This is a genomic window from Sapientia aquatica (assembly GCF_004358105.1).
Lineage (GTDB): Bacteria > Pseudomonadota > Gammaproteobacteria > Burkholderiales > Burkholderiaceae_D > Solimicrobium > Solimicrobium aquaticum.
The window spans coordinates 183,398-207,470 of sequence record NZ_SMYL01000005.1 but is presented as its reverse complement, the minus strand read 5'-3'; the positions used below and the strand labels follow the sequence as shown (position 1 = coordinate 207,470).

The following is a 24,073-nucleotide window of genomic DNA, read 5'->3' as shown; positions in this document are numbered from 1 at the left end:
GCAGAATCCTTAATTAAGCGCCAGTCCAACTCGGAGCACGTTTTTCAAGGAAGGCGCGCGGGCCTTCGATAAAATCGTCGCTCGCAATTACTTTGTTCCAACTATTTGAGCTGAGCTGCTTAAGTTCAGACTCCGATAAATCATAGGTTTGACGCGCAATGCTTAAGCTCTCGCAGACTGCAATCGGTGCGTTATTCACAATCGCTTGTGCTAACGCCAGCGTTTCATATAACAAGAATTCTGCTCCCACCACGCGATTAACCAGCCCGAAGTGCTCCGCACGTTGGGCAGTTAATGGTGCACCTGTCGCGATCAATTCCAGCGCGATAGCCCGCGGCAATTGGCGCGGCAAACGCATCACGCCACCGGCAATCGCCACTAAACCGCGCGACACTTCAGGCAAACAAAAACTCGCTGAGTCCGACGCCACGACCAAATCGCAGGCCAAGGCAAGCTCAAATCCACCACCGATTGCCTTACCATTCACGGCGGCAATCCACGGTTTGGAACGCTTTGCGAACACAAAACCAGCAAAGCCGCCGTTCTCTGTACTTAAACTTGATCCCTTGCCCGATGCGAGCTCTTTCAAGTCAGCTCCTGCACAAAACACACCAGCGCCAGCGCCGGTGAGTATCACCGCTCTGATCTGTGGATCATTTTCTGTTGCCCGCACAATACTGTCCAAGGCCTGTGCGACCGCTCCATTAATGGCATTGCGTGCTTGGGCGCGGTTGAGTGTAACCAGTGCAATGTGGTTATCAATACGTTCAAATAAAACAGCAGCATCGAAGCTTGCGGCTGGGGTTGATTCTGCAATCATTGAATATCCTATCGGTGTCATTTATGTTCTCGCTAGTGCCGCTTCATGAACGTCTAATTAACAGCACAAATTGGTCGGATCGAATTGAATCGATATCTTTTCGAATCTAGCGCGTGCTGCCATAGGATTGGAGGGTGCGAAAGCGACAGAATAGATCCAGGTCAAGGCGCATACTGCGACGCATGGCTGCGCTGTTAGCAGCGCAGCCATGCGCCCATTAAGCCCCTTTCCCTGCGGATTCACACCAAAACACTTGCTGGGCAGCGTTGAACCACTTGTTGTGGCACCAACCCCAACAGCGCTCCGATGTAGCAGAAGTTTCTTGGTGCCTGCAGCACGCCTGCGCAACGAACTTAGCTTGCAAGGGAAGCTTTCTTAGCGACCAAAGTTTCTTTCGCCCTGCCAGCCCACGATTTGGATTGACCACACCTCCCAAATCCTATGTCAACACGCCCTAGTTCCTCACCCTCCAATGCAATAGTCCGTCGCCACCATCAACTACGTCGCCAGCGCTACCCACTGGCGCATTATTTAAATTAGTCAAATAGGCGATACTGGCTTCGTCACTAGCTGGAATCCGCGCCATCAACCGTTCTCCATTGGGTGTCAATCCAATTGCGGTGCCAAATTCTGGCTTACCGTCACGGCCATAAACGATGGTGAAAGTTTCTAAGGTTGCCACACCATGATATGAGTAAACTAACGGCGGCACCGGTCCGCAGAGCTCGTCGGCGATGTTTTGCACACTATATTGATTAGTCAGTAAATCAGTATCCGGCAAGCTTGAGGACAGCACTAAGGCGTGGTGTTTGGTCACGAATTCGCCCTGCCCGTACAACAACGCCAGATTATTGGCTTGATTATTGGCTTGATTATTGGCTTGAGCGCGCAGTGAACGCACCAAGCCAGCGGCCGCGTGCGTCATGTAGTTATTGAGTGGTGCACCAAAAAAGCTCAAACCACCGGTAGAAGTCATTTGCGCACTAACGGGCAAGCCTAAAGTGCGACGCGCCATTTTCGGCACGACTGGGAAGCAGCTATACAACTCCAACATGGAAAAATCCTGAACGTGTCCGCCAACCAATTCCAATGCTGCTCTCAATACTGCATCTTGAGCATGCGAATGACGGAATTGATCGCGCTTGAGATAATCACGTGGTTCTTTGGCAGCAGCGCCACCGACGATGTAGATCAATTTACTAGGAGCAATTCCTTGGGCAATTGCGTATCCCAAACTAGTCACCAACACGGCCGCTCCCATATTGACCATGGGATTTGCGACCATGTATTTGGTATAGGGCCAAGCAATTAAACGATTATTGGGCGCGACAGTGGCGATCTCACTGGGCGAGTACTCTTTGTTAATCCACGAATACGGATTGTTGGCCGCTACGCTGGAATAGCGCGACCATAATTCGGCTGATTCGCGTAATGCTTGTCCTTGCGTTTGTCCCCAGTCAGCTTGACTGGCGTTTTCATAAAACGGGTACACATTGACCGGGCTCACCATGCCATGTTTGACGGCTAATTCATCCACAATATCGGCGCCGCGCATCAATTTGGCTTGCGGATCACGCACGGACCAAGGCAAATCAATGCCCGCTTTAGCTGCTGTATTGACCGTGTAATTGGATTCAGCACCAACGATGGCGGCCACTTTGCTCTCGCCACGCGCAATGCGCAAGGCCGCCTCGTGAATAAAGCGCAGCGGACTCTCGCCGCCGGCGTCGCCATATAAGCGCCGCTGCGGATCAATACCAAGGCGCTCGCTAAGTAAAGATGGCACATCGTGATAAGGCCATGAATATTCGGACACCACATCCAACGAATCAACGCCAGCGAGTAGCTCTGCACCGGCGTCCGATTGAGCACGACGTAGGGCTTCGGCCATTAATTCGACCGGCTCCATCCCTTGACTAATTTCATGCAACCGATCGGTGATTTCACCAACACCAACGATGACCGGAATATTGAAAGGCTTAAGCACCGAATTCATCTCCTGACTCCTTTTTTATAAATGCATATTTAGCCGCGCTCGCGTTCAAGCACTCAGACAAGGAAGTGTAAATTTGGAAGCCTAGCAGTCGCATCGTCGGAACCGACGTTTCCGCTGCTTGAATAATGCTTTAGATAACGTGGTTGACACCGATGTATCTAGAGACTGGGGCGCCAATCCAGCGCAGCGCCCCAGATGAAGTGAATTCGTAGACTACCCAACCTTGCGGGATCGGCCTTGCCAGTGTGGATCGCGCAATTCGTATTTCAATATTTTTCCTGCTGCGGAGATTGGCAAGGCTGAACGGTATTCGATACTGCTCGGGCACTTGTAGCCGGCAATGATTTTTCTACAATGGGTAATAATCGCTTGATCGTTGATCGTTTGACCGTCGCGCAATACCACTACCGCGTGCACCCGCTCGCCCCATTTGTCGTCCGGCACACCGACGACTGCACACTGCGAAATTTGCGGTAATGTTAAAATCGCGTTTTCTACTTCAGCCGAATACACGTTCTCGCCACCGGTGACGATCATGTCTTTGAGCCGATCAACTACGTATAAAAAACCATCAGCGTCGATGTATCCTGCGTCGCCGGTGTGCATCCAGCCGTTACGCAACGCTTTGGCCGTTTGCTTTGGCTTGTTCCAATATCCCATCATCCGCATCGGGCCGCGGGCAATAATTTCGCCGAAGCTACCGCTTGCGACCTCCTCACCAACCTCATTCACGACTTTGATCTCTGCGTTGGGTATAGGACGTCCGGCTGCACCCAACTTGCCCTGCTTTTGTCCATCCACCGTGTGGTACCAAGAAGGCAACACCGCAACCACTGGCGAGAGCTCGGTCATACCGTACACCTGAGCAAAATCGGTACGAGGAAATTGTGTAATTGCACGATTTAATAAATTGCTGTCGATCGGTGCGGCACCATAAAAGATCTGAATCAAACTCGACGTGTCGTACTTAGCAAAATCAGAATCTTCTATTAGCATCTTGATCATCGTCGGAACTAGAAAGCACTCCGTCACCTCCTCTTTCTCAATCATGGCTAGTACCGCTTTGGATGAAAAAGATGGCAGAACAATCGCCGTCGACAATCGGGTTATTAGTTGAATCAATACCGCAATTCCACCAACATGAAATAGCGGAACCGTCAGTAAGCCAGTGACCATTTTGCCACTTTGGAATACCTCAATCGCACTCAACGCATCTGAGCATAAATTAGCGTGACTGAGCATCACACCCTTAGGCTGACCTGTTGTCCCGCCGGTATATAAAATAGCGGCTAAGTCTTGTTCATTTACATTAGCATCCGGCACAGCTGGCGCGTCCTGCATCAACGTAGTGAAACTGAGCATCCCTTCTGGGCAAGCGGCCTCACCGATATAAATCACGGTTTGTAACGAACTCGATAAAGTACGCAAGGGCTCAATCAAATGTTTAAAGGTGTCGTCAACGAGTAATACCGCCGTGGTGCAATCGTCGAGTGAATAAGCAATTTCGTTGACGGTCCAGCGAATATTGACCGGATTAATCACCGCCCCCGCCCAAAAGCAGCCATATAAATACTCAAGGTAATAATCCGAATTCAAACTCAAGATAGCGACCCGCGCCCCACGCTTAACAGCCACTCCTTGCAACAGCCCGGCAAAGCGTGCGACGCGCTCCACAAATTGAGTATAGGTTTGCCGACGTTTACGAAATACGGTCGCCGTTTGATGAGGTCGCTCCCGCAATCCATGATGCAGTGCTTGAGTAAGATTCATGCTATCTCCGCTTTTCATTGTTCTTATAGTCGTTGCTCTGGCTTGATTTCACAGGCACCAACCATGGACATCCATCGTACGAACAATTGCGCGGCCAGACCTCGTCCGAAAAGACGATTTAGCCAATGTTGGCCTCGACAAAATCAACCTAAATCCAAACCAATCGATTTACGAGCACCCAGAGCCTAAATACATTCACGACCAGCGATGAAAACGATGACAATTTAATGACTTGTTGCAAATTATCGCCAAACGGTAAAACAATTGGTTACAACTGTGTCGAAATGACATAATATACTTGCTCCCAATCAACTTTACCTTTTGGAATCTTTTAACAATGTCTAAATTACTCGACTACTTGAATCACCTTGATCAAAACGCCGATGGTATCGCTGCACATACTCAAGACCCGCATCAAGCGATGGACAATTTTGGTTTATCAGATGACGAGAAGCAAGCCATGCTCTCTGGTGATCACAAGCAAGTGGCCCAGGCCATTGGCATTAGCGCAGCAGAAATGCCAATGATCACAGTGCCGCAGTTCATCAATCACTAAGTCTGTGGCAACTAAGTCCTCACGAGATAGAGCACTTCTACAATTTTTTGTAGTCGTGGTGTTTCTATTTTTCGCTGGGGGCTTTCTGTCAATTGTGCGCGCATCGGAAAGTGACGAAGTCGAAAAATCACTCAAACACGTTCAGCAAATTTCGACCAGCAATCAGCAACTAGCAAGCAAGGAACTAGAGGAATTGCAGGCGCAGCAAGACAAGTTTACCCCCGCACAACTTCTGCACTTTCGCTTAATAAAAGCTTCACTGTTAGCTTTATTTGGTAAGCACCAAGAAAATATTTCATTTATTAATGGCTTTTTAAACTCCGAAGATGAAGCCAATACCAAGTCTAAATTTCTTTACCAACTGACTATTTCCTACCTCGCTCTGGGCGAATATGAGTCAGCACTGAATACCATGAATCAAGGCATAGCAATTTTGCCTAAGGTCACCGATGCTATTGCACAAATCGACACATTACAGAGCGCAATAGATCTGCACAACTCAATCCACGCCTACCAAGAATCCCTGGAATACGCTCAGCGAATGTTTGATATACAAGGATCAAAACTCGATATATCTGCTGCAAAATGTATCGCTAGTGCAGATCGGGCTGACATATATGTGATGCTTAAGCAGAGCTCCGTTGCTAACGATCATATTAAAACTGCGATAGAGGCTTGCGACGCCATTAACTGGCATTATATTTCTCTGATAGTTGAATCGATCGGCGCTATCGATTTAATCGAAAATCATCACTACCAAAATGGAATTGATGCCGGATTAACCGCGTTGAAAGCGTTTCCTGAGTCAATTCTAAATACCAAGGATGCCACAAGGTTGGAGGAGAGCCTCGCTACTGCATACCTCCATAGAGGAAAATTAGAGGAAGCTGAACACTTTGCGTTGATGGCATATAAAACTGCCGATTCTCAGAAACTAGCTCAGCAAACTGAAAAATCCTTAGAAACCCTTGCACTGATTAAACGCGCCCAGGGTCAGTATGCCAGCGCGCTTGACTATGCCGAAAAAGCGATCGAGAAAAAGAATGCGTTACTGGACGAGGAACTACAAAAAAATATTGCCTACCAACGGGTAAAATTTAACGTTCAAGATCAGTCGAATCAAGTCACCATGCTTGAACGTCAAAATAAAATCCTAGCAATTGAAAAGCAATTAGAGAAAAAGAATAGCGAAAATCTGACACTGATTATTGCATTGGCCTTCATCGTTTCCGCAGCACTTGGATTGTATGTGTGGAAAGTCACTCTGCAAAAAAATGTCTTCCGAATCAAGACGCAAATCGATGCCTTAACGCGCATCAGCACACGCGATCACTTCCTGTCGTGTACCGAGGAAATCGTTGAAGCGCACAACCAATTTGTCAGCTTAATCTTGTTCGACATGGATTTCTTTAAACGCATTAACGATAACCATGGTCACGCCGTTGGCGACTGGGTTTTGCTGGCGGTCTGCCAAACGGTCAGCACGCAATTGCGTAGCGGTGATTTATTTGGTCGTCTGGGTGGGGAAGAATTTGCGATTTGCTTGCCCGATACGGATGTCACTACCGCATGGCAAATCGCCCAGCGCTGCCGTGCCGCGATTGAAAAAATTAATACCGAGCCCTCGGGCGTGCAATTCCCACTTAGCGCAAGCTTTGGCATTGCCTACTTAGGTCTCAACGATGATCGTAACTTCCCCGCTTTATTAGAAGCAGCCGATAAAGCGCTCTACCAAGCAAAAGCCGAAGGCCGTAATTGTGTTGTCGTCTCTAAATCAATGGGCTTACCAGAGACCCCAACGCCTACAACCAAGGCAAACGAATCCAGTTCTATCGCAGCATAAATTTTAAAAGAAACCAAAATGACCGAGAAAAAAATAGGCAAATTAGTGTGCGTCGGCACGGGCTTGCGCATGGCAGGACAATTAACACCGTTATCTAAGAGCTATATTGAATCGTTTGATGTCGTATTTGCGGCGGTTCCGAATATGTTCACCCGTGAATGGCTTAAAGGCGTCGCCAAGAACTACGTGTGCATTCTCGATCATTACGACGACGCCCAACTCGACGGTAAAAATCGACGCGATACCTATCGCCGCATGGCTGACACGATTTTGGCAGAAGTCCGCGCTGGAAAAAAAGTCTGCGCTGCGTTTTATGGACACCCCGGCATCTTCGCCTGCATCTCGCACATGGCCATTAAAGATGCACGCGCTGAAGGATTTGAAGCGCACATGGAACCAGGCATCTCGGCATTGGATTGTTTGGTTGCTGATCTGGGCATTGATCCGGGCAACAACGGCATGATTTCGATGGAAGCCACACAGTTTATGATTTTTGAGCGCGTCATCGACCCGTCCGCCCTGTTTGTGGTGTGGCAAATCGGGATTGCTGGTGACTTGACCTTAAAACGTTACGACACCGAGCCAGCGCATTTACAGATCATCGTTAATAAATTAGCGCGCACCTATTCGCTCGACCATGAGGTGATTTTGTACGAAGCAGCGACCCACGCGCTAGAGCAAACACGAGCTGAAAAAATTCGTTTGGGTGATTTGCCCAGTGCCAGTTTGAAGCAGCACACCACGTTAGTTATTCCAGCGGCGCAAAGTATGCAATACGACGAAGACATCATGCACCAACTAAAAGAATTGGAACGCTTACGCGCTGCGGCGTGAAGTCCCTGCCCTGTTTTATGCGGAATAATTAACGCTGACTAAGGCGTGATTCGGAAATAGAAAACGGCGTACATTGAGTTGTACGCCGTTTTTTTTCGTGCCATGTTAAGGATAAATTCACCCGCGAGTAATTTAAGGCTTGTAGGGAATCGCACCAAGGCCAGTCTTCCAGATTTCGGCAGCTTTGCCGGATTTAATCAAGCCTTCTAGCGCGTGATTAATTTGTTCTAGCAGCTTGGCATTTTTGCCCTTGGCGGTAATCACATAGCGCGATGGAGCCACCGCCCACGGTGCGTTCGAGTGAGCAATTTCGGGTTCGCTCAAAATATCTTTACCAAACATTTTAAAACTGGCGATGATTTCCAGCTCCTCAACAAAATAATCACAACGCTTAGCGCGCAGTTTTCGAATCATGGAATCGTAACCCGCCCCTAAATCAAGTTGGGCTGCACTCAAACCATAGTGTTCATAACTAGAACCGTAATTACCGCAACCTTTATAGCGTTTGAGTTCATTCAAACTGGCTGCCGTTACTAGGTTGGAGCTCAAATAAAAAATTTGTGGTGTGAGCGTGTTGTAGTGGATTGAATAATCAAACGTCTTGGCGCGCTCTTGATCGTAATAAGCGCCCATCGCAAAATCGATATTGCCGTTTTGGACTTCGTTTAAGCAGCGCTTCCACGGCAAATCGGCAGTAACAATCACTTCTTTGCCCAGCACATTAAACACCGCTCGCATCATATCGACCGAGATACCGGTGACCGCAGACAACTCTGGATGTTGCGCTAGGGTGGCGGGCGTGATCCATTCACTTGGATTGGGATCGCCGCAAATTTTGGTAGGCGTGGCGGTTTGCGCGTGCAGGGCTTGCACCAGAAAGAACAACAAGCAGGGTAAAAATCGTTTGAGCATTTCAATAATTTCTTTGCATTTTGTTTCCAGCAAAACATATTAACGTTAATTTACAAAATTTGCTGGCGAACAATACTTTATGTTTCAAATTATTTGCCAAACTACATCGCGGTAATGATTTATGGCGGGAGTTCGACCTTATTTTTCTCGGGCTTTGTGTGCAGTTGATAGTTCGCAGAGATACTCGCCATTGGGCTCGGATTAAGAAGACTTTCCAATTTAAACGCGCGCTCACTGCACTAAACACGACGCACTTTGAACGGCACATCGCTACATTTGTCGCGCTTGCAATTCTCGTTGAGGCCGTTTGGTGGCGGTTTATCAATTTATTATTGGTTTAGCGCTGGCCGTAATTCAAGATTTATCTGAAATTAATTCACAATTAGATGACTTCGATGTCACTTCACATCCCTCGAAAAGTAACCAAACTCGCTTTTATTACGGCTTTATTCGCCTATCTTCCGACTATTACCGTAACTTCAAGCACGATACGCTGGGCTCAATAGTCGATTTAGTTGTCAAGACCAAACTATTATTCGGCACAAAAATTAAATAAATTCTCTAAAATTAAATAGGAATGATTCGCATTTAGATTATAATTCAGTTCGTTTTAGTAAGATTCAATCAATCATATTCACTCAGGAGAAATTAGTAATGATTCGCCGCACCCCGATCGCCGCCGCGCTGTTTGCGCTAACAACTAGCCCTGCAATAGTCCACGCTGACCCAGTACCTGCGCCCGCACCTGCTCCATTAGCGTCGCCCGCACCAGTTCATCAAGTCGATATTGACGGCACCAAGAATAACTTCGCACCCGGTAACATCAACGTAGGCAAATTACACGCTGAGTTGCGCGATATTCCCCAGTCAGTCACGGTGGTCAATAAAGAGCTGATGGAATCGCAAGGTGCTAATTCTCTGGCTGAGGCCTTGCGTAATGTGTCCGGCATCACCTTGGGCGCTGCCGAGGGTGGGCAGATCGGGAACAACATCAACTTAAACGGCTTTTCGGCGCGCACCGACATTTATTTAGATGGCTTTAGAGATCGCGGTCAGTATTACCGCGATACGTTTTCACTCGACGCGGTGGAAGTGCTAATGGGGCCTTCTTCGATGTTATTCGGACGCGGCTCAACCGGCGGCGTGATTAATCAAGTCAGCAAAAAGCCAGTCACTAAAGATTTCACCGAACTCCAAGGTTCGGTCAGCACCAACGGCCAAGTGCGCGGCACCTTCGATAAAAATACACCGCTGTCCGAAACGTCGGCTGTGCGCATTATGGGGATGGCGCAAGGCGGCGATGCCACCACACGTGATTTGAGCAATCAACGCGACGCAGGGATTGCCCCGTCAATCAAATGGGGCATGAACACACCAACCGAAATTACCCTATCCGCCCTGCTGCAAAAAAATCACGACGAACCCGATTGGGGCGTGCTACCGCTCAATGGCAAACCAGTGCAAGTTGATCGCAATGCGGCTTACGGCTTGGATAGCGACCGCACTATTTCCACCATCGCCAACCTCAATAACACCATCGAACACAAGTTGACACCAACGGTTACCCTGCGTAATCAGGTGCAATTCAATTCGGTAAAAACTGATGCAGTCGAAACCGCCCCATTATCAATTGGCACCGTCAGCGCAGCGGGCTTTACAGCGTTGCCTGCAAGCGGGGCTGGTAATCTACCGTTATCGAGTTTGAGTGTGCGACGTCAAAGTCGTGATCGTGAGATTAGCGATTATTCGATCTTCAATCAAAGCGAAATCATCGCCAAAGTAACTGCCGGACAATTCACTCATGACTTAATCGGCGGCATTGAAGTCGGTCACGATGGTTACGACAATCAAGGCCACTACCGCCAAGGCAATTGCAACGGCGTGCCACTCAATAAACCAGGATCAACGACCGGCGTAGTCGATTGCCTCTCGCTCACCGATCCAACTCACACCAGCACGGCGACAAGCGTTAAACGCTTTACCGGTAATCGCGCGGGCGGTTCCGCTAATACGGTAGCGGCTTATCTCAACGATACGTGGACCATTTCGCCTAACTTTAAATTAACCGGCGGCTTGCGCTATGACCGCTTTGTGGCCAGCATTAGTAACTCGATCAATAAAGTGAATACGCCGGGCAGCACTGCCTTAGCTGGTGCGGACCAAACCGTTGGCTTTACCAGTGTGCGTTTGGGCGGAATCTGGCAGCCTGATCGGGCGCAATCGTATTATGTGTCGTATGGCACTTCATTCAATCCGTCGCTGGAGCAATTAACCGGTACAGCCGGCCAACAAAATCTCGATCCGGAGAAAAATCACTCGTATGAACTCGGTGGTAAATGGGAATTAGCCGACAACAAACTCGATGCTTCCGCTGCGGTGTTTCAAATCACCAAAGAAAACGCCCGTAACCAAATTAGCCCCGGCGTGTATGATTTGGTCGGCAAAGTCCGCGTTGATGGTTTTAGAACGGGTCTGAGTGGGCGGGTGAACAAGCAATTGCAATTATCGGCCAACTACACCTACCTTGATGCTAGGGTGATTTCTGCAGTAGATGGAACCAACGGCTTACGCACCACAAACACTCCGCAAAACAGTTTCACCGGCTGGCTGACTTATGAGTTGACTCCACGGTGGGAAGTCGGCGGCGGACCGGTCTATATGTCGGAACGCTTTGCTAATTCTGCCAATACAGTGCGGGTCGGCGGATTTACTCGCTGGGATGCAACGGTGGCGTATAACAAGCAAAACTACACCGTGCGGTTAAATTTATTTAATTTAACCGACAAGATGTACTACGATAATTTAATCCCATCCGATGGCGGTCGCGCGGTTCCGGGCACCGGACGCTCCGCTATGTTGTCATTGACTTATCGCATGTAGGAAAACTATGCTCATTCACATCCCCAACGCGCTCAATTTGGAGCAACTAAACGCGGTACAAACGCTGTTAGCGCAACATCCTGAGGCGTGGGTGGATGGGCGTGCGACCGCGGGCTATCAAGGCGCGCCGGTGAAGTTTAATCAGCAATGCGATGAAAAGTCCGAGATCACGCATCAGTGTCAGCGCATCGTGTTATCGGCCTTGGAGCGCAATCCCTTATTCATCAGCGCAGCGCTGCCCAATGTCGTTTATCCGCCAATGTTTAATCGTTATAGCGAAGGTATGACTTTTGGCGCGCATGTGGATGGCAGCGTAAGAATTCATCCGCATACCGGACAAAAATTACGTACCGATATTTCCGCCACCTTATTCTTAGCCGAGCCAAGCGACTACGATGGCGGCGAATTACAAATCAACGACACCTATGGGATGCACAGCGCTAAGTTCAACGCGGGTGATATGGTGCTCTACCCATCCACGAGCTTGCATCAAGTCACGCCGGTAACCAGAGGCACGCGTGTGGCTTGTTTTTTTTGGATTCAAAGTTTGGTCAGAGACGATGCGCAACGCGCCATCTTGTTTGACATGGATAACGCGATTCAGCAGCTCAACCAAACTAATGCGGACGAAAACGCACGCCGCACTTTAGTCGGTTGTTATCACAACGTACTGCGCCAATGGGCTCAAACCTAAGGCGCGCTTAGCTCAAACTCCCTCGCAAGATCCCTTCCCAATCAGCGCAACCTGCTTGCGCTGGCGCAAGCTCGCCTGTAGGAAATCTCCTACACGGCTGTCCAATTTCCGACATTGTGAATCAGCCAACGCTGATTTCTTATCTGACGCAAATGCCAGATACTGCTCGCATGAAAACAGAACCGCAAGCAAGACTATGAATGTATGCATCGTTGAAGACTCCGTCCATATTCAAGAACGTTTAAAAAATATGATCGAGCAATTTCCTGAAATCCACGTCAGCAGTATTGCAGGCGACTTGGCAACGGCAACGCGGTTAATTTTAAAAAACAATGAATACGTGGAAGACACGGAAGAAGTACAAGCGGTGATTTTAGATACACAGCTACCAGACGGAAACAGCTTGGGATTATTAAAAACAATTAAAGCATCCATCCCAACAATCAAGGTAGTCGTATTTAGCAATCACGCCGATGAAGAATGCAGAAAATTAGCAATGCGCGCCGGAGCAGATAGTTTTTTAGACAAATCGACCGACAGCGATCAACTTATCCCTTTATTACAACTTTGGCTACATAACTAGTATGGCTCACAACCAAGAAAGAGAGATCCTCATGTTACAAGAATCTACCTTAGAACGCCCAGTCGCTCACATGATGCAAAAAGAGTCCGCTCCAATTTGCACCAACTGGACATCGCAAAATAAATTGTGGTCTAACCTAGCCGAAGTCGCCGAATTCTTACACGTGCCGATGCCACAAGCATTGCAGCGCGAAAACGTATTGTTCCAACATATGCACTTTAAAGCGGGCCAACGGATTCATACATTGGGTCAAAATTTTGATTCGCTGTACTTGGTTAATTCCGGCTTTATCAAAACGATTTTGTTTGATGAGTTCGGTACCGAACAAGTGCTCAGTTTCCCAATGAAGGGCGACGTTTTGGGCATGGATAGTATTCACTGCGCCCATCACAGTTCCGAGGCGATTGCTTTATCGGACTGCGACATTATTTTGCTCCCATACAAAACCATCGCGACCTTAAGCCACAGCTACGATCAACTCGGCCAAGCCATCTTTGGTTTGATGAGCAAGGAATTAGCCCGTCAACAAACACGTTTAAGCATTCATGGCTCGGCCAGCGCCGAAGCCCGCGTTGCGAAATTCTTGCTGTCTTTGTCGGAACGTTTCTTCTTATTAGGCTATTCCAAATCGACCTTCAATTTACGCATGACACGCAATGATATCGGGAGCTACCTCGGTTTAACCTTGGAAACCGTGAGCCGCACTCTGTCCGCGCTCAATGAATTAGGTTTAATATCGGTCAGCCAACGTCATATTTGCATCAATGACGCGGAAGCGTTAAGAAATTTGCGCAAGTTGCCATCCAACAAACTGAAAGCCAAAATCTCAGAATGCTTTCAAAGCTCGACCATCTCCGCATGGGGCATGGCACCGGCACTGAATTAAGTCGATTTGTCACAGGGAGTTACCATGTCCTATAAAACAATTTTGGTGCACATTGATGACACCTCGCGTTCGCCTTATCGCATCCAACTCGCCGCCGAACTGGCGATTAAGTTGGATGCCCATTTAGTCGGGATTGCCGATACTGGCGTGTCGCGCTTTATCTACCAAGACGGCAATATCAATGGCGTTGATCCCAGCCTATTAAGCCACCTCGAATATCTGCGCGAGCGAGCCAATCAAAATGTGACGGACTTTAAGAAACAGGTCGAGCAAATCGGTGTCGATTCCTTCGATGGCGCGGTGACCCAAGACGACGCCGTTGGCGGGATAGGTTTAAGAGCACGTTATTGTGATTTAGTGGTCGTTGGACAGACCAATCCAGAAGAATCATCTCCTGCGGTGATGGATGATTTTCCGGAATACATGATCTTAAATTCTGGCCGTCCAGTTTTGATTATTCCGTACGCAGGCGAATTTCATCATATCGGCAAACGCCCACTAATCGCTTGGGACGGCAGCCGCGCTGCCACCCGCGCTATAACGGACGCCATTCCTTTACTGAAAAAATCTGACTTGGTGCATGTCGCCATTATTAATCCCAAAAACGATGTGCACGGCGAACAACCCGGTGCTGACATTGCGGCCTACTTAGCGCGCCACGGCATCCGCTTAGAAGTCTCCGTACATCGCACCAAGCTCGACATTGGCAACGCCTTATTGTCGCTGTCGGCCGATTTGAATTCCGATTTAATTGTGATGGGTGGTTACGGACATTCCCGCTTTAAAGAAATGATTATGGGCGGCGCAACACGTACTATTTTAGAGAGCATGACTATTCCTGTGTTCATGTCGCACTAGCCTAACGGCTTTTCCCCCATCCAATCAACGAAGTGCGTGGTGCTTTAAACAGGGTGTTTTGACGAAAACATCCTGTTTTTTCTTGGAATCAACTAAAATTGATTCTTTTCCCACCAATTCAGCCAGATGAAGCTCCCACGAGAATTAGTCATCGCGCGCCGCAGCGTGTTTGCTCTATTTGCCTTCCTACTACTATCCCTAGTTTTTAATACGCATCTGCCCGCTTTGGGCGAACTCAAACCAGTGCCATTTCGGTTTTTAATCGAACTCGTTTGCGTGGTGTTATTTTTTTCCATTTTTATCGTGAGCTGGAACGCCTACAGTATTCACCGGCAATCGCGCTCGGTGGTGTTGGCGATTGGTTTTTTATGCGTGGCGATTTTCAGTTTCTTCAACATTACCAGCGCCATCCCCAGTTTTACGTCAAGCAGTTACCAACAAGCCACGCTGCTATTTAGCTTTTTATGGCGCATTACTGCTGCGATCATTTTGTTACTGGTCGCCATTGAGCGGCTCTCAAGCGATTTGTCTAAACGGCATTCACGCTGGGTGCTGGAAGCCTCGCTGTGCGGCGTTGCTCTAGTCAGTTTTTTAGTATTTGTCTATTTCGACAAAATCCCGCCGCTAGACCAAGTCAATACCTGGTCTTACGCCGTGAGGCAAGGATTGGAAGGTTTGCTGATCGCATTGTTCTTGGTCTCTGGGGCGATTTTCTATTACCAAACCAAGATCGCCCAAGCCCATGCAGATCGGGTCGAGAAATCGTTCTTGTTTGCAGCCTGCACAGTTTTGGCGATGTCGGAATTTTGCCTATCCAATTTTCACCAAACCAATGAGTTGCTCATCACGATCGGCCAACTGTATAAATTTATTGCAGCCTTAAGCCTGTATTTCAGCATCGTCACAGTAAGTATCCGCGTGCCGTTCAACCAACTTACGGTAGCACGCTTAGAAGTTCAAAAAAACCGCAGTCGCTTAACTGGCATCATCCAAACCGCCACCGATGGCATCATCACCATCGATTCACAACATCGAATCGTGCTGGTTAATGCCGCAGCCGAAGGTTTTTTTGGCTACGAGCCTGAGCAAATGATAGGGATGAATTTGAATCAATGTATTCCCATGCATCATCGCAAAGGCCATGCGCAACATGTCGATCAATTTGGTAAAACCGGCGTATCGATTCGCCAAATGGGGATAAAAAGTGCGGATTTTTCGGTTACTGGCTTGAAGAAAAATGGCCAAGAATTTCCGATTGAGGCATCGATTTCCAGCTTGGTCGAAGACGGGGAACGCTTTTACACGGTCATATTTAGAGACATTACTGATCGCAAGCTCGCCAAAGAAAAAATGGATCAGTATCACCAAGAGTTAAGCAATTTATCCCAATCGCTACAAACTGTGCGCGAAGAGGAACGCAAGCATATCGCGCGCGAATTGCACGATGATTTAGGCCAATTACTGGCGGCCCTGCGCATGGATTTAACCGTTTTAGAAAAGCGCATCCCCGACAATCCAGCCGCCCAGCCTATTTTCCAGAGCATGGATAAGTTGTTGTTGAATTCAATTTCTACGCTACGTCGAATAGCTACCGATTTACGACCACGCGCTTTGGACGAAGGTGGATTATTTTTTGCACTGCTTTCATTGCAAAAAGAGTTTAATCAACGCCACCAGATCGAATGCGAACTTAGCGCAGTTGAAGGTGAATTGATTCTGAATGATCAAATCAGCACCACGATTTATCGCGTCATTCAAGAGTCGCTCACCAACGTCGTGCGCCACGCACAAGCGACCAAGGTGCAAATCTGTTTGAGTCAAGCAGAAGGTCAAGTGCATTTTAAAATTCAAGATAACGGACGTGGAATTGCACAGGAAGATTTCCGCAAGCGCCAATCGTTTGGCTTGGTCGGCATGCGCGAGCGAGTGCGGGCTTTACAGGGCGAACTAACGATTACGGGCGATGAACATGGGACGAGTATTGAAGTATCGATACCGACTGAACCGACTAAATAAAGGTCCGATTTTTTAGCGCTTTTCGCATCAGGCAATCGTACTCAATTTGCAAGCAAATACCACGTAACCACAACCCATTTGGAGAACTTATCATGCGCCAAGTTTTACTGACTTCCACTTTATTACTCTTAGCATTCGGCTTAAGCGCCTGCGGCAAAACCGACAAAAAACAAGAGGAAGAAAAACCCGCGTTTGTTATCGCTGGGCCAGCACGTGATACGCTGCAAAAATCCAAAGAATTAGAAAAGCAAATGCAAATCGACGCGGAAAATCAGCGCAAAGTCATCGAAGCACAAACCAATCAAAAATAACATCAACCCTATGCAATTAAGTCCCAAATTAACCGCCCTATTCCACCAGTTTTTGCGTTTTGCCGCTGTCGGCTTATCCGGCACCTTGGTGCAATATGCCTGCCTATGGATAGGCGTGAACTACTTCCTAATGAACGCAGCAATCGCCTCGGCCATTGGGTATATTTTGGGTTCGGTAGTCAATTACGTGTTGAATTACTTCTTCACTTTTGGCAGCCAAAAATCGCACAAAGAAGCCGCCACCAAGTACTTTTCTCTGCTGGGTGTTGGTTGGTGTATTAACTTTGGCTTGATGATTTTATTCCACGATTATTGGAACTGGTATTTGTGGCTAGCTCAAATCGTCACCACCGGAATTGGCTTAATCTGGAATTTTTCAGGCAGTAAATGGTGGGCGTTTAAACATAAGGCGCACTAAATTTATCCCAATAAAAAACGCACTTGCCGCCATCAAGCGCCAAGTGCGTTTTTTACGAGCTGCTGATTTAAATCTACTTAAACTGCGCCAGAACCGACTCAGGAAGCGGGACGGATTTTTCTAAAATTGAATCCACCCAAACGACTTTTCCTTTGCCTTGGGCGCACAAGATTTTTTGCTCACCTAAGCGAAAAATCTCATAGTGCGTCTCGAAACTAGAACGGCCCGGCGTGGCAATATACATCGCGACTTCGATTTGATCGGGATATTTCAGCGAGCGCAAAAAGTCGCATTGCGCGTTCACCAAAACAGGAGCAACCGTGGCTGGCTGACTTAAGTCCATAAACGACGCCATCCACTCAATCCGCGCTTGCTCCATATAGCGAAAATAAACTGTGTTGTTGACATGACCAAACGCATCCATATCGCCCCAACGTACCGGCATTACGCTGGTGTGAACCAACTTCATTTCAGGCTGAGCAACTTCTTTATTGATTGAACTCGTTACACTCATTGCACGCTCAACCCGTCGTCGGCACTGACAATAGCACCATTCAAGAAGCGCGATTCTTCTGACGCCAGCAACAGTAACAAACCGTCTAAATCTTCCGGCGTTCCGACACGGTTGCGCGGCAATAAGCTCATTAGTTTTTTACCGGCTTCGCTATCGAAATAACTTTGATTAATTTCGGTAGAAATATAGCCCGGGCAAATCGCATTGGTATTGATTCCATATTTACCCCATTCAACGGCCATCGCTTTGGTCATTTGAATCACAGCGGCTTTACTGACGCAGTAAATTCCGATTTGCGGCAAAACGCGCATGCCTGCAACAGAGGCGATATTGACGATGCGATGTTGCTTCTTAGGATCGCCCTTAGCGCGCGCCACCATGCGTTTCGCTGTTTCTTGTGCGACGAAAAATGCACCGCGTTGATTAGTGTCCATTACGTAGGCGTAATCATCGGGCGTAACATCGAGCAAGCGCTGCGTGGTCGAAACGCCGGCATTATTAATCAAAATGTCGATCGGGCCGGCTTCGGTTTCCGCGTGGGCGATGGCCGATTTGATGCTGGCATAATCGGTCACATCCAGTTCCACCATGTGCGCTGCGCCGCCTTCGGCTTCGATCTCGGCGCGCAATTCTTTTAAACGGTCAATCCGGCGAGCAGCCAACACAACTTGTGCACCAGCTTGCGCTAATACTTTCGCAAAGCGCGCACCCAAACCGCTCGATGCGCCTGTAACCAATGCAATTTTTCCCTCAAAATTGACTTCTATTCCCATTACCGTCTCCAAAAATAATAAATATCAACCGACCGATGCGATTGCACGCTGCAAAAAATGAATATCAAAAAAAGATTATGCCGCATGATGCCATAACTGTTGCAATTTCAACCGAAGAACTTATGATGAAAACTGAACTAAACCAGTCATTTAATGCATATTGCGGGGCACTCTGAGATAATTTAACGCTTTCGAATAAGCCCTACCTTGCCCATTTTACCGCTTCCCTATATGATTCCGAAAAGAAATTAGCACGACCGTACTAAATTTATCCTAAATCACACCAGAGAACTCCTTTATGACTACCAACCTGCTTGAAGAATTTGGCCCGCGCGACACCATGGAATACGACGTTGTCGTCGTTGGCGGCGGCCCAGCTGGCTTATCCGCGGCAATTAAACTCAAACAATTAGCGCAAGCTCAAGGCAAAGAAGTTTCCGTGTGCGTTTTAGAAAAAGGCGGCGAATTAGGCGCGCACATTTTGTCCGGCGCAGTCATGGATCCAATTGCGATCACTGAACTCTTCCCCAACTGGAAAGAACTCGGCGCGCCGCTCAACACACCAGTAACGGAAGACCGTTTCTTAATGCTTACCGAGAGCAGCTCGTACCAAACGCCAAACTGGATGTTGGCCGATTGCTTCCAAAACCACGGCAATTACGTCATTTCGCTGGCTAATGTGGTGCGTTGGCTGGGGCAGCAAGCGGAAGTCTTGGGTGTGGAAATTTTCCCTGGTTTCCCAGCGGCAGAAATTCTGTATAACGACGATGGTTCCGTCAAAGGTGTTGCAACCGGCAATATGGGCGTCAGCCACGATGGCACGCCAAGCGCCGCGTTCCAGCTAGGGATGGAACTGCATGCCAAATACACGCTGTTTGCCGAAGGCGCACGCGGACATTTGGGTAAACAGTTGATGCAAAAATTCAATTTGAACGCCGAATGCGATCCGCAAACTTACGGTATCGGTATCAAAGAATTATGGGAAATCGATCCCGCTAAACATCAACCCGGTTTGGTTGTGCACACGGCGGGTTGGCCATTGGATTCCGACACCTACGGCGGCTCATTCTTATATCACTTAGAGAACAATCAAGTTGCGGTCGGCTTGGTAGTTGGTTTGAGCTACGCCAATCCGTATTTGTCTCCGTACGAAGAATTCCAGCGCTACAAAACCCATCCATCGATCAAGACCTTTTTTGAGGGCGGCAAACGTATCTCCTACGGCGCGCGCGCTATTACTGCGGGTGGATTGCAATCGTTGCCTAAGCTGACTTTCCCGGGCGGCGCATTAATTGGCTGTGATGCAGGTTTCTTAAACATGAGCCGCATCAAAGGCAGCCACGCCGCCATGAAGAGCGGCATGTTAGTCGCCGAGTCCATCTTCGCTGCGCTAGCTGAAAACCGCTCCGGCGACGAATTAACTAGCTACACCGCCGCATTCAAAGATTCTTGGCTGCATAAAGAATTGCATAAAGCACGCAACGTAAAACCGTGGTTAGCCAAAGGCTTATATTTGGGTGCGTTGATGGTTGGAGTGGACCAGATTGTTTTCAAAGGTAAAGCGCCGTGGACGTTGCGTCACCAGCATGCCGATCATGAATGCCTTCGCCCTGCTTCCGAATTTGAACCGATCGTTTATCCGAAGCCAGATGGCAAGCTGACCTTTGATCGCCTGTCGTCGGTATTTATTTCCAACACCAATCACGCTGAAGACCAGCCAATTCATCTGACCTTAAAAAATCCAGATGTGCCCGTTGGAATTAACCTGGCGCAATATGCCGGACCAGAAGCACGTTACTGCCCTGCTGGCGTGTATGAGTTTGTTAAAACGGATGAAGGTAAGGACAGATTGCAAATCAACGCGCAGAACTGCGTGCATTGCAAAACATGTGATATTAAAGACCCGACACAAAATATCGTATGGGTCACGCCTGAAGGCGGTGGTGGGCCGAATTACCCGAACATGTAACTCGGATTCATCTGAAATAGAAAAAAGCCGCTAATTTTTGATTAGCGGCTTTTTTTTCTTTTCGACGCCAAGCTAAATCAGCTTGGCGTTAAAACCTTCAGCTTAGAAGCGGTAGCCGACTGACAAGTAAGTCACGATAGGATTCAATGTCAATGTGGTTGTGCTTGTTACGTTGCCGATGTTTGAAGAAGTCGTCAAATCAGCAGTTGTTTTTAAACGAACGTAAGAAACGGAAAGACCAGCGTACCAATCTTTATTGATTGCATACGATGCGCCCACGTTAAATACTGAACCCCATGAGCTTTCCAAGTTTGCCGAAGTGCCACCAGCAACTACTTTACCACCACTGAGCAAGCCCAAAGTACCGGCAACAGTATTTTGGAAATTTGATGTCAACGACACGCCAGTGTAGCTAACACGAGTTACGCCCAAGCCAACATATGGACGGAAAGCAGTGTGAGCATCACCAAAGTAGTACTTACCCAACAAAGCTGGCGCTAATTGTTTAGCTTCGCCGATTTGACCAACTGACGACAACGATCCGGTGCCATACAATTTGTATGTTGGCGGAACACCCAAATCCAAGGATGCTACCCAGTTGTCGGTGATAAAACGTGACACAGCAAAACCTAATGTATTGGTTTTGTCGACACTAGCGCCAGTGCCAGTCAAAGTACGTGCCAATGGAGCAGGACCAGTAATCTGTAATGGTGTGCTTGAATCTTGTGGTGCAATGTTTGCCCAGCCTGCGCTAACGATAGTGTCGCCAGCAGATTGAGCAAATGCAGCTGAAGTTGAAGCAGCTAATACAGTCAAAGCAGCCAGTTTAGTGACGGATGAAATTGTGAATTGCATGGGGTTCTCCAAAAAATTGTTTTTATAGCGCTGTAACAGCAAAAGATTTTGCTCGGACTACTTACCGAATTAAAATCAACAAGAGTGTTAAATTTTTAGAACGGTAATTGAGCAAACGGGTTGCATTCTAACTGTTCTCAAAGTAACAAAGTTAGAATGTTTGTTCGATTCAGACAAAGTGTGGAAGTTGCACGAATAAAACTTGATTAGTTTGGATTAGTTTGATGGCGTTGCAGGACTCCAGAGTCCCGATTGGATTTTTTCTAACCAGAAAGCACCGATCACTGTTTTGACATCGGTGATTTTTCCAGTTCTAACCAACTCGCAGACATCGGTTAATGGCGCACGAAACACTTCTAAAAATTCGCCCTCGTCCAATTTCTGTTGCCCAGCGTGCAGACCGCGCGCCAAGTAGATTTCAAGGTGTTCGTCAGCATACGCAATCGCGTTATGAATGGTACAAACGAACTCCCACGAATCTGCAGAATAGCCAGTTTCTTCAAGTAACTCACGCTTTGCGCAAGCTAGTGGATCTTCATTGGGATCAATTTTACCGGCGGGGAATTCGATGAAAACTTGGTTTAATGGATACCGATACTGGCGTTCCAATAAAACCGTTCCATCGTCAAAGACAGGAAGAATAACAACCGCACCAGGGTGACGAATATACTCGCGCTGAGTCAAACTGCCATCAGGAAGAGTGACTTGATCGCGCTGCACTTTGAGGAAGTGGCCGTCAAAGACCAAGTCGCCGGAAACGAAAGTTTCGGTTAAATGTTTGTCGATATCATTCATTGGCGACGCAGATATTGATACACAAAACCGGGGAAAGCGAAAACAATAAACAAGCAAACTGTGATCGCGAAAAACTCCCAAGTCTGGGTAAATACGTTCCCGATATTTGCTTCCAGTAGATATGCCACGCCACCGAGCACACAATAAAACACCGCCAACTCAACTAGGCGGAGCCAAAAGGATTTTTTAGAACTGGAATTTTTCAAGCGGATCAGCGCAAACAAGCGCTGATTCAAAAACGGAATATTGGCACCGATCAGTGCCAATATAATCAAACTCCAAACTGCGTACGGCAGTTGCATTAAGACGCCAAAGTTTTGGTAATCGCCACCAAGCAAGCATTCATCAGCGATTCTGGTACGACACCAAGTGCAATCACGGCTAAGCCATTTAAGCTCAGCACCAAACGTATGTCGGCTCCAGCAACAATCTTGTTGTCATCTGCAGGCTCATCAAACCACATTACTTTAACCACGCGTAAGTAATAGAACGCACCGATTAGCGAGAACAATACGGCCACCACTGCCAACCAAACCTGCCCTGTGCCCAACACTGCTTGTAATACAGAAAACTTAGCGTAGAAACCCATCAATGGAGGAATACCAGCCAATGAGAACATCAACATCAACATGACCAGCGCGAACCACGGGCTGCGTTTACTCAAACCTTTTAAGTCGTCGATTTGCTCAGCTTCGAAACCGTTACGGGATAACAGCAAAATCATACCGAACGTGCCCAGCGTTGTAATGACGTAAGTAATAACGTAGAACATGGACGATGCATAAGCACTCGCGGCCAGATTTAAATCGACGTGCCCATTAGATACGCCAGAAACAAAGCCCAACAACATGAAACCCATGTGCGAGATGGTCGAGTAGGCCAACATCCGTTTCAAGTTGGTTTGTGCCAACGCCACGATGTTACCACCTGCCATCGACAAGACCGATAACACGATCAACATCTGTTGCCAATCTACCGCGTGTGTGAACAGACCTTCCACCAACAATCTAAAGCAGATCGCGAATGCCGCCAACTTTGGCGCCGCGCCCAACAACAACGTTACGGCTGTTGGTGAACCTTGATATACGTCCGGTACCCACATATGGAACGGTGCTGCGCCTAATTTAAATGCAAGGCCTGAAACAATGAACACGATAGCGAAAACCAAAATCGTTTTATTGGCAGTAACCGAGGAACTGATGCGAGCAATCTCCGACAAATCCAGCGTTCCAGTTGCGCCATACAGCATTGAAATTCCGTACAGCAGGAAACCCGATGCCAAAGCGCCTAGCACAAAATATTTCATCGCCGCTTCTGTTGAACCAACATTATTTCTGCGTAAGGCGACCAAGCCATACAGTGCCAACGACATCAATTCCAAGCCGAGATAGATAATCAGGACGTTATTACCTGAGATCATCACCATCTGCCCAAGCAAAGAAAACAGCGCTAACACATAAAATTCGCCACCTAATTCACCGCCCAAAATTCCACGATCGGTGCTGTACTGACGGCTATATACCAGAGTCATGCCCACCGCCAAATACGAAAACAGCTTCAGCATGTTAGACATTGGATCTGACAAGAACATATTGTTGAAGGTGTATTCGGAAGTACCAGAACCCAAATCAGACATTGTGAGCAAAGCAGTAACGACTAATGCAAACAAAGACAAATAATGGGTTACCACACGTTTTGAATCAGACAAAAACATGTCAATTAGCAGGATCGCAGCGATCGCTAACAATAAGAAAATTTCAGGATATGCCGGTGTAAAATTCATCATTTTT

The 24,073-nt window shown here is 47.7% G+C and carries 22 protein-coding genes; 12 read left to right on the top strand and 10 right to left on the bottom strand.

Going from position 1 to position 24,073, the window contains the following annotated elements; translation table 11 throughout:
* Positions 1-13 precede the first annotated feature (13 nt).
* The 3 genes from E2I14_RS11890 to E2I14_RS11880 all read right to left on the bottom strand — a co-directional run bounded on the left by E2I14_RS11890 (position 14) and on the right by E2I14_RS11880 (position 4,586).
* On the bottom strand, positions 14-820 hold the full coding sequence (locus E2I14_RS11890) for an enoyl-CoA hydratase-related protein (protein WP_133328736.1): 807 nt from the start codon (positions 818-820) through the stop codon (positions 14-16).
* A gap of 454 nt (positions 821-1,274) precedes the next feature.
* Entirely contained in the window at positions 1,275-2,816 is a 1,542-nt protein-coding gene (locus tag E2I14_RS11885) for an acetyl-CoA acetyltransferase (protein ID WP_133328734.1), read from the bottom strand.
* Positions 2,817-3,029: 213 nt separating this feature from the next.
* Positions 3,030-4,586, bottom strand: a complete 1,557-nt coding sequence (locus E2I14_RS11880; RefSeq protein WP_133328732.1) for a long-chain-fatty-acid--CoA ligase — start codon at positions 4,584-4,586, stop codon at positions 3,030-3,032.
* A gap of 337 nt (positions 4,587-4,923) precedes the next feature.
* Here E2I14_RS11880 and E2I14_RS11875 point away from each other — a divergent pair, with 337 nt between their 5' ends.
* Genes E2I14_RS11875 through E2I14_RS11865 form a run of 3 tightly spaced genes read left to right on the top strand, consistent with a single transcriptional unit; the run spans position 4,924 to position 7,819 of the window.
* The gene (locus E2I14_RS11875) at positions 4,924-5,142 is read left to right on the top strand and encodes a hypothetical protein (RefSeq protein ID WP_133328730.1); all 219 of its coding nucleotides are present in this window, start codon (positions 4,924-4,926) and stop codon (positions 5,140-5,142) included.
* Positions 5,143-5,146: 4 nt separating this feature from the next.
* Positions 5,147-6,985: a diguanylate cyclase gene (locus E2I14_RS11870; RefSeq protein ID WP_133328728.1), complete on the top strand. Its 1,839-nt coding sequence runs from the start codon at positions 5,147-5,149 to the stop codon at positions 6,983-6,985.
* A gap of 18 nt (positions 6,986-7,003) precedes the next feature.
* On the top strand, positions 7,004-7,819 hold the full coding sequence (locus E2I14_RS11865) for an SAM-dependent methyltransferase (RefSeq protein WP_206105630.1): 816 nt from the start codon (positions 7,004-7,006) through the stop codon (positions 7,817-7,819).
* A 132-nt stretch (positions 7,820-7,951) separates the two neighbouring features.
* On the opposite strand, the gene E2I14_RS11860 is transcribed toward E2I14_RS11865, so the two are convergent.
* Positions 7,952-8,731, bottom strand: a complete 780-nt coding sequence (locus E2I14_RS11860) for a substrate-binding periplasmic protein (RefSeq protein ID WP_133328727.1) — start codon at positions 8,729-8,731, stop codon at positions 7,952-7,954.
* Between the two features lie 654 nt (positions 8,732-9,385).
* Between E2I14_RS11860 and E2I14_RS11855 the strand changes: the two genes are divergently transcribed.
* The 8 genes from E2I14_RS11855 to E2I14_RS11820 all read left to right on the top strand — a co-directional run bounded on the left by E2I14_RS11855 (position 9,386) and on the right by E2I14_RS11820 (position 17,377).
* Positions 9,386-11,611, top strand: coding sequence for a TonB-dependent receptor (locus tag E2I14_RS11855; protein ID WP_133328725.1), 2,226 nt, complete (start codon positions 9,386-9,388; stop codon positions 11,609-11,611).
* A gap of 7 nt (positions 11,612-11,618) precedes the next feature.
* On the top strand, positions 11,619-12,305 hold the full coding sequence (locus E2I14_RS11850; protein ID WP_133328723.1) for a Fe2+-dependent dioxygenase: 687 nt from the start codon (positions 11,619-11,621) through the stop codon (positions 12,303-12,305).
* A 196-nt stretch (positions 12,306-12,501) separates the two neighbouring features.
* Entirely contained in the window at positions 12,502-12,888 is a 387-nt protein-coding gene (locus tag E2I14_RS11845) for a response regulator (protein WP_133328721.1), read from the top strand.
* A gap of 31 nt (positions 12,889-12,919) precedes the next feature.
* Positions 12,920-13,774, top strand: a complete 855-nt coding sequence (locus E2I14_RS11840) for a Crp/Fnr family transcriptional regulator (RefSeq protein WP_319945931.1) — start codon at positions 12,920-12,922, stop codon at positions 13,772-13,774.
* A 24-nt stretch (positions 13,775-13,798) separates the two neighbouring features.
* Positions 13,799-14,632 carry a universal stress protein gene (locus E2I14_RS11835; protein WP_133328719.1) on the top strand — a complete coding sequence of 278 codons (834 nt, stop codon included), beginning with the start codon at positions 13,799-13,801 and terminating at the stop codon, positions 14,630-14,632.
* A 126-nt stretch (positions 14,633-14,758) separates the two neighbouring features.
* On the top strand, positions 14,759-16,648 hold the full coding sequence (locus E2I14_RS11830; RefSeq protein ID WP_133328717.1) for an MASE3 domain-containing protein: 1,890 nt from the start codon (positions 14,759-14,761) through the stop codon (positions 16,646-16,648).
* 92 nt (positions 16,649-16,740) lie between these two features.
* Positions 16,741-16,959, top strand: coding sequence for a hypothetical protein (locus E2I14_RS11825; RefSeq protein ID WP_133328715.1), 219 nt, complete (start codon positions 16,741-16,743; stop codon positions 16,957-16,959).
* A gap of 10 nt (positions 16,960-16,969) precedes the next feature.
* Positions 16,970-17,377, top strand: a complete 408-nt coding sequence (locus E2I14_RS11820) for a GtrA family protein (protein WP_133328713.1) — start codon at positions 16,970-16,972, stop codon at positions 17,375-17,377.
* Positions 17,378-17,450: 73 nt separating this feature from the next.
* On the opposite strand, the gene E2I14_RS11815 is transcribed toward E2I14_RS11820, so the two are convergent.
* Positions 17,451-17,846, bottom strand: coding sequence for an acyl-CoA thioesterase (locus E2I14_RS11815; RefSeq protein WP_133328917.1), 396 nt, complete (start codon positions 17,844-17,846; stop codon positions 17,451-17,453).
* Positions 17,847-17,887: 41 nt separating this feature from the next.
* Complete coding sequence (locus tag E2I14_RS11810; RefSeq protein ID WP_133328711.1) at positions 17,888-18,664, bottom strand: SDR family oxidoreductase; 777 nt, start codon at positions 18,662-18,664, stop codon at positions 17,888-17,890.
* Positions 18,665-19,004: 340 nt separating this feature from the next.
* On the opposite strand from E2I14_RS11810, the gene E2I14_RS11805 reads away from it, so the two are divergent.
* Positions 19,005-20,633 carry an electron transfer flavoprotein-ubiquinone oxidoreductase gene (locus E2I14_RS11805; protein ID WP_206105637.1) on the top strand — a complete coding sequence of 543 codons (1,629 nt, stop codon included), beginning with the start codon at positions 19,005-19,007 and terminating at the stop codon, positions 20,631-20,633.
* Positions 20,634-20,735: 102 nt separating this feature from the next.
* Here E2I14_RS11805 and E2I14_RS11800 read toward each other — a convergent pair whose 3' ends face one another.
* From E2I14_RS11800 to nuoN, 4 genes are all read right to left on the bottom strand, one after another.
* Positions 20,736-21,488 carry an OmpW/AlkL family protein gene (locus tag E2I14_RS11800; RefSeq protein WP_133328707.1) on the bottom strand — a complete coding sequence of 251 codons (753 nt, stop codon included), beginning with the start codon at positions 21,486-21,488 and terminating at the stop codon, positions 20,736-20,738.
* Positions 21,489-21,704: 216 nt separating this feature from the next.
* On the bottom strand, positions 21,705-22,274 hold the full coding sequence (locus tag E2I14_RS11795; protein WP_206105636.1) for an NUDIX domain-containing protein: 570 nt from the start codon (positions 22,272-22,274) through the stop codon (positions 21,705-21,707).
* A 5-nt stretch (positions 22,275-22,279) separates the two neighbouring features.
* Positions 22,280-22,585, bottom strand: a complete 306-nt coding sequence (locus E2I14_RS11790) for a DUF2818 family protein (protein WP_406675709.1) — start codon at positions 22,583-22,585, stop codon at positions 22,280-22,282.
* Complete coding sequence (nuoN, locus tag E2I14_RS11785) at positions 22,585-24,066, bottom strand: NADH-quinone oxidoreductase subunit NuoN (RefSeq protein WP_133328913.1); 1,482 nt, start codon at positions 24,064-24,066, stop codon at positions 22,585-22,587. Before nuoN ends, E2I14_RS11790 begins: the two co-directional genes overlap by 1 nt.
* Positions 24,067-24,073: the final 7 nt, after the last annotated feature.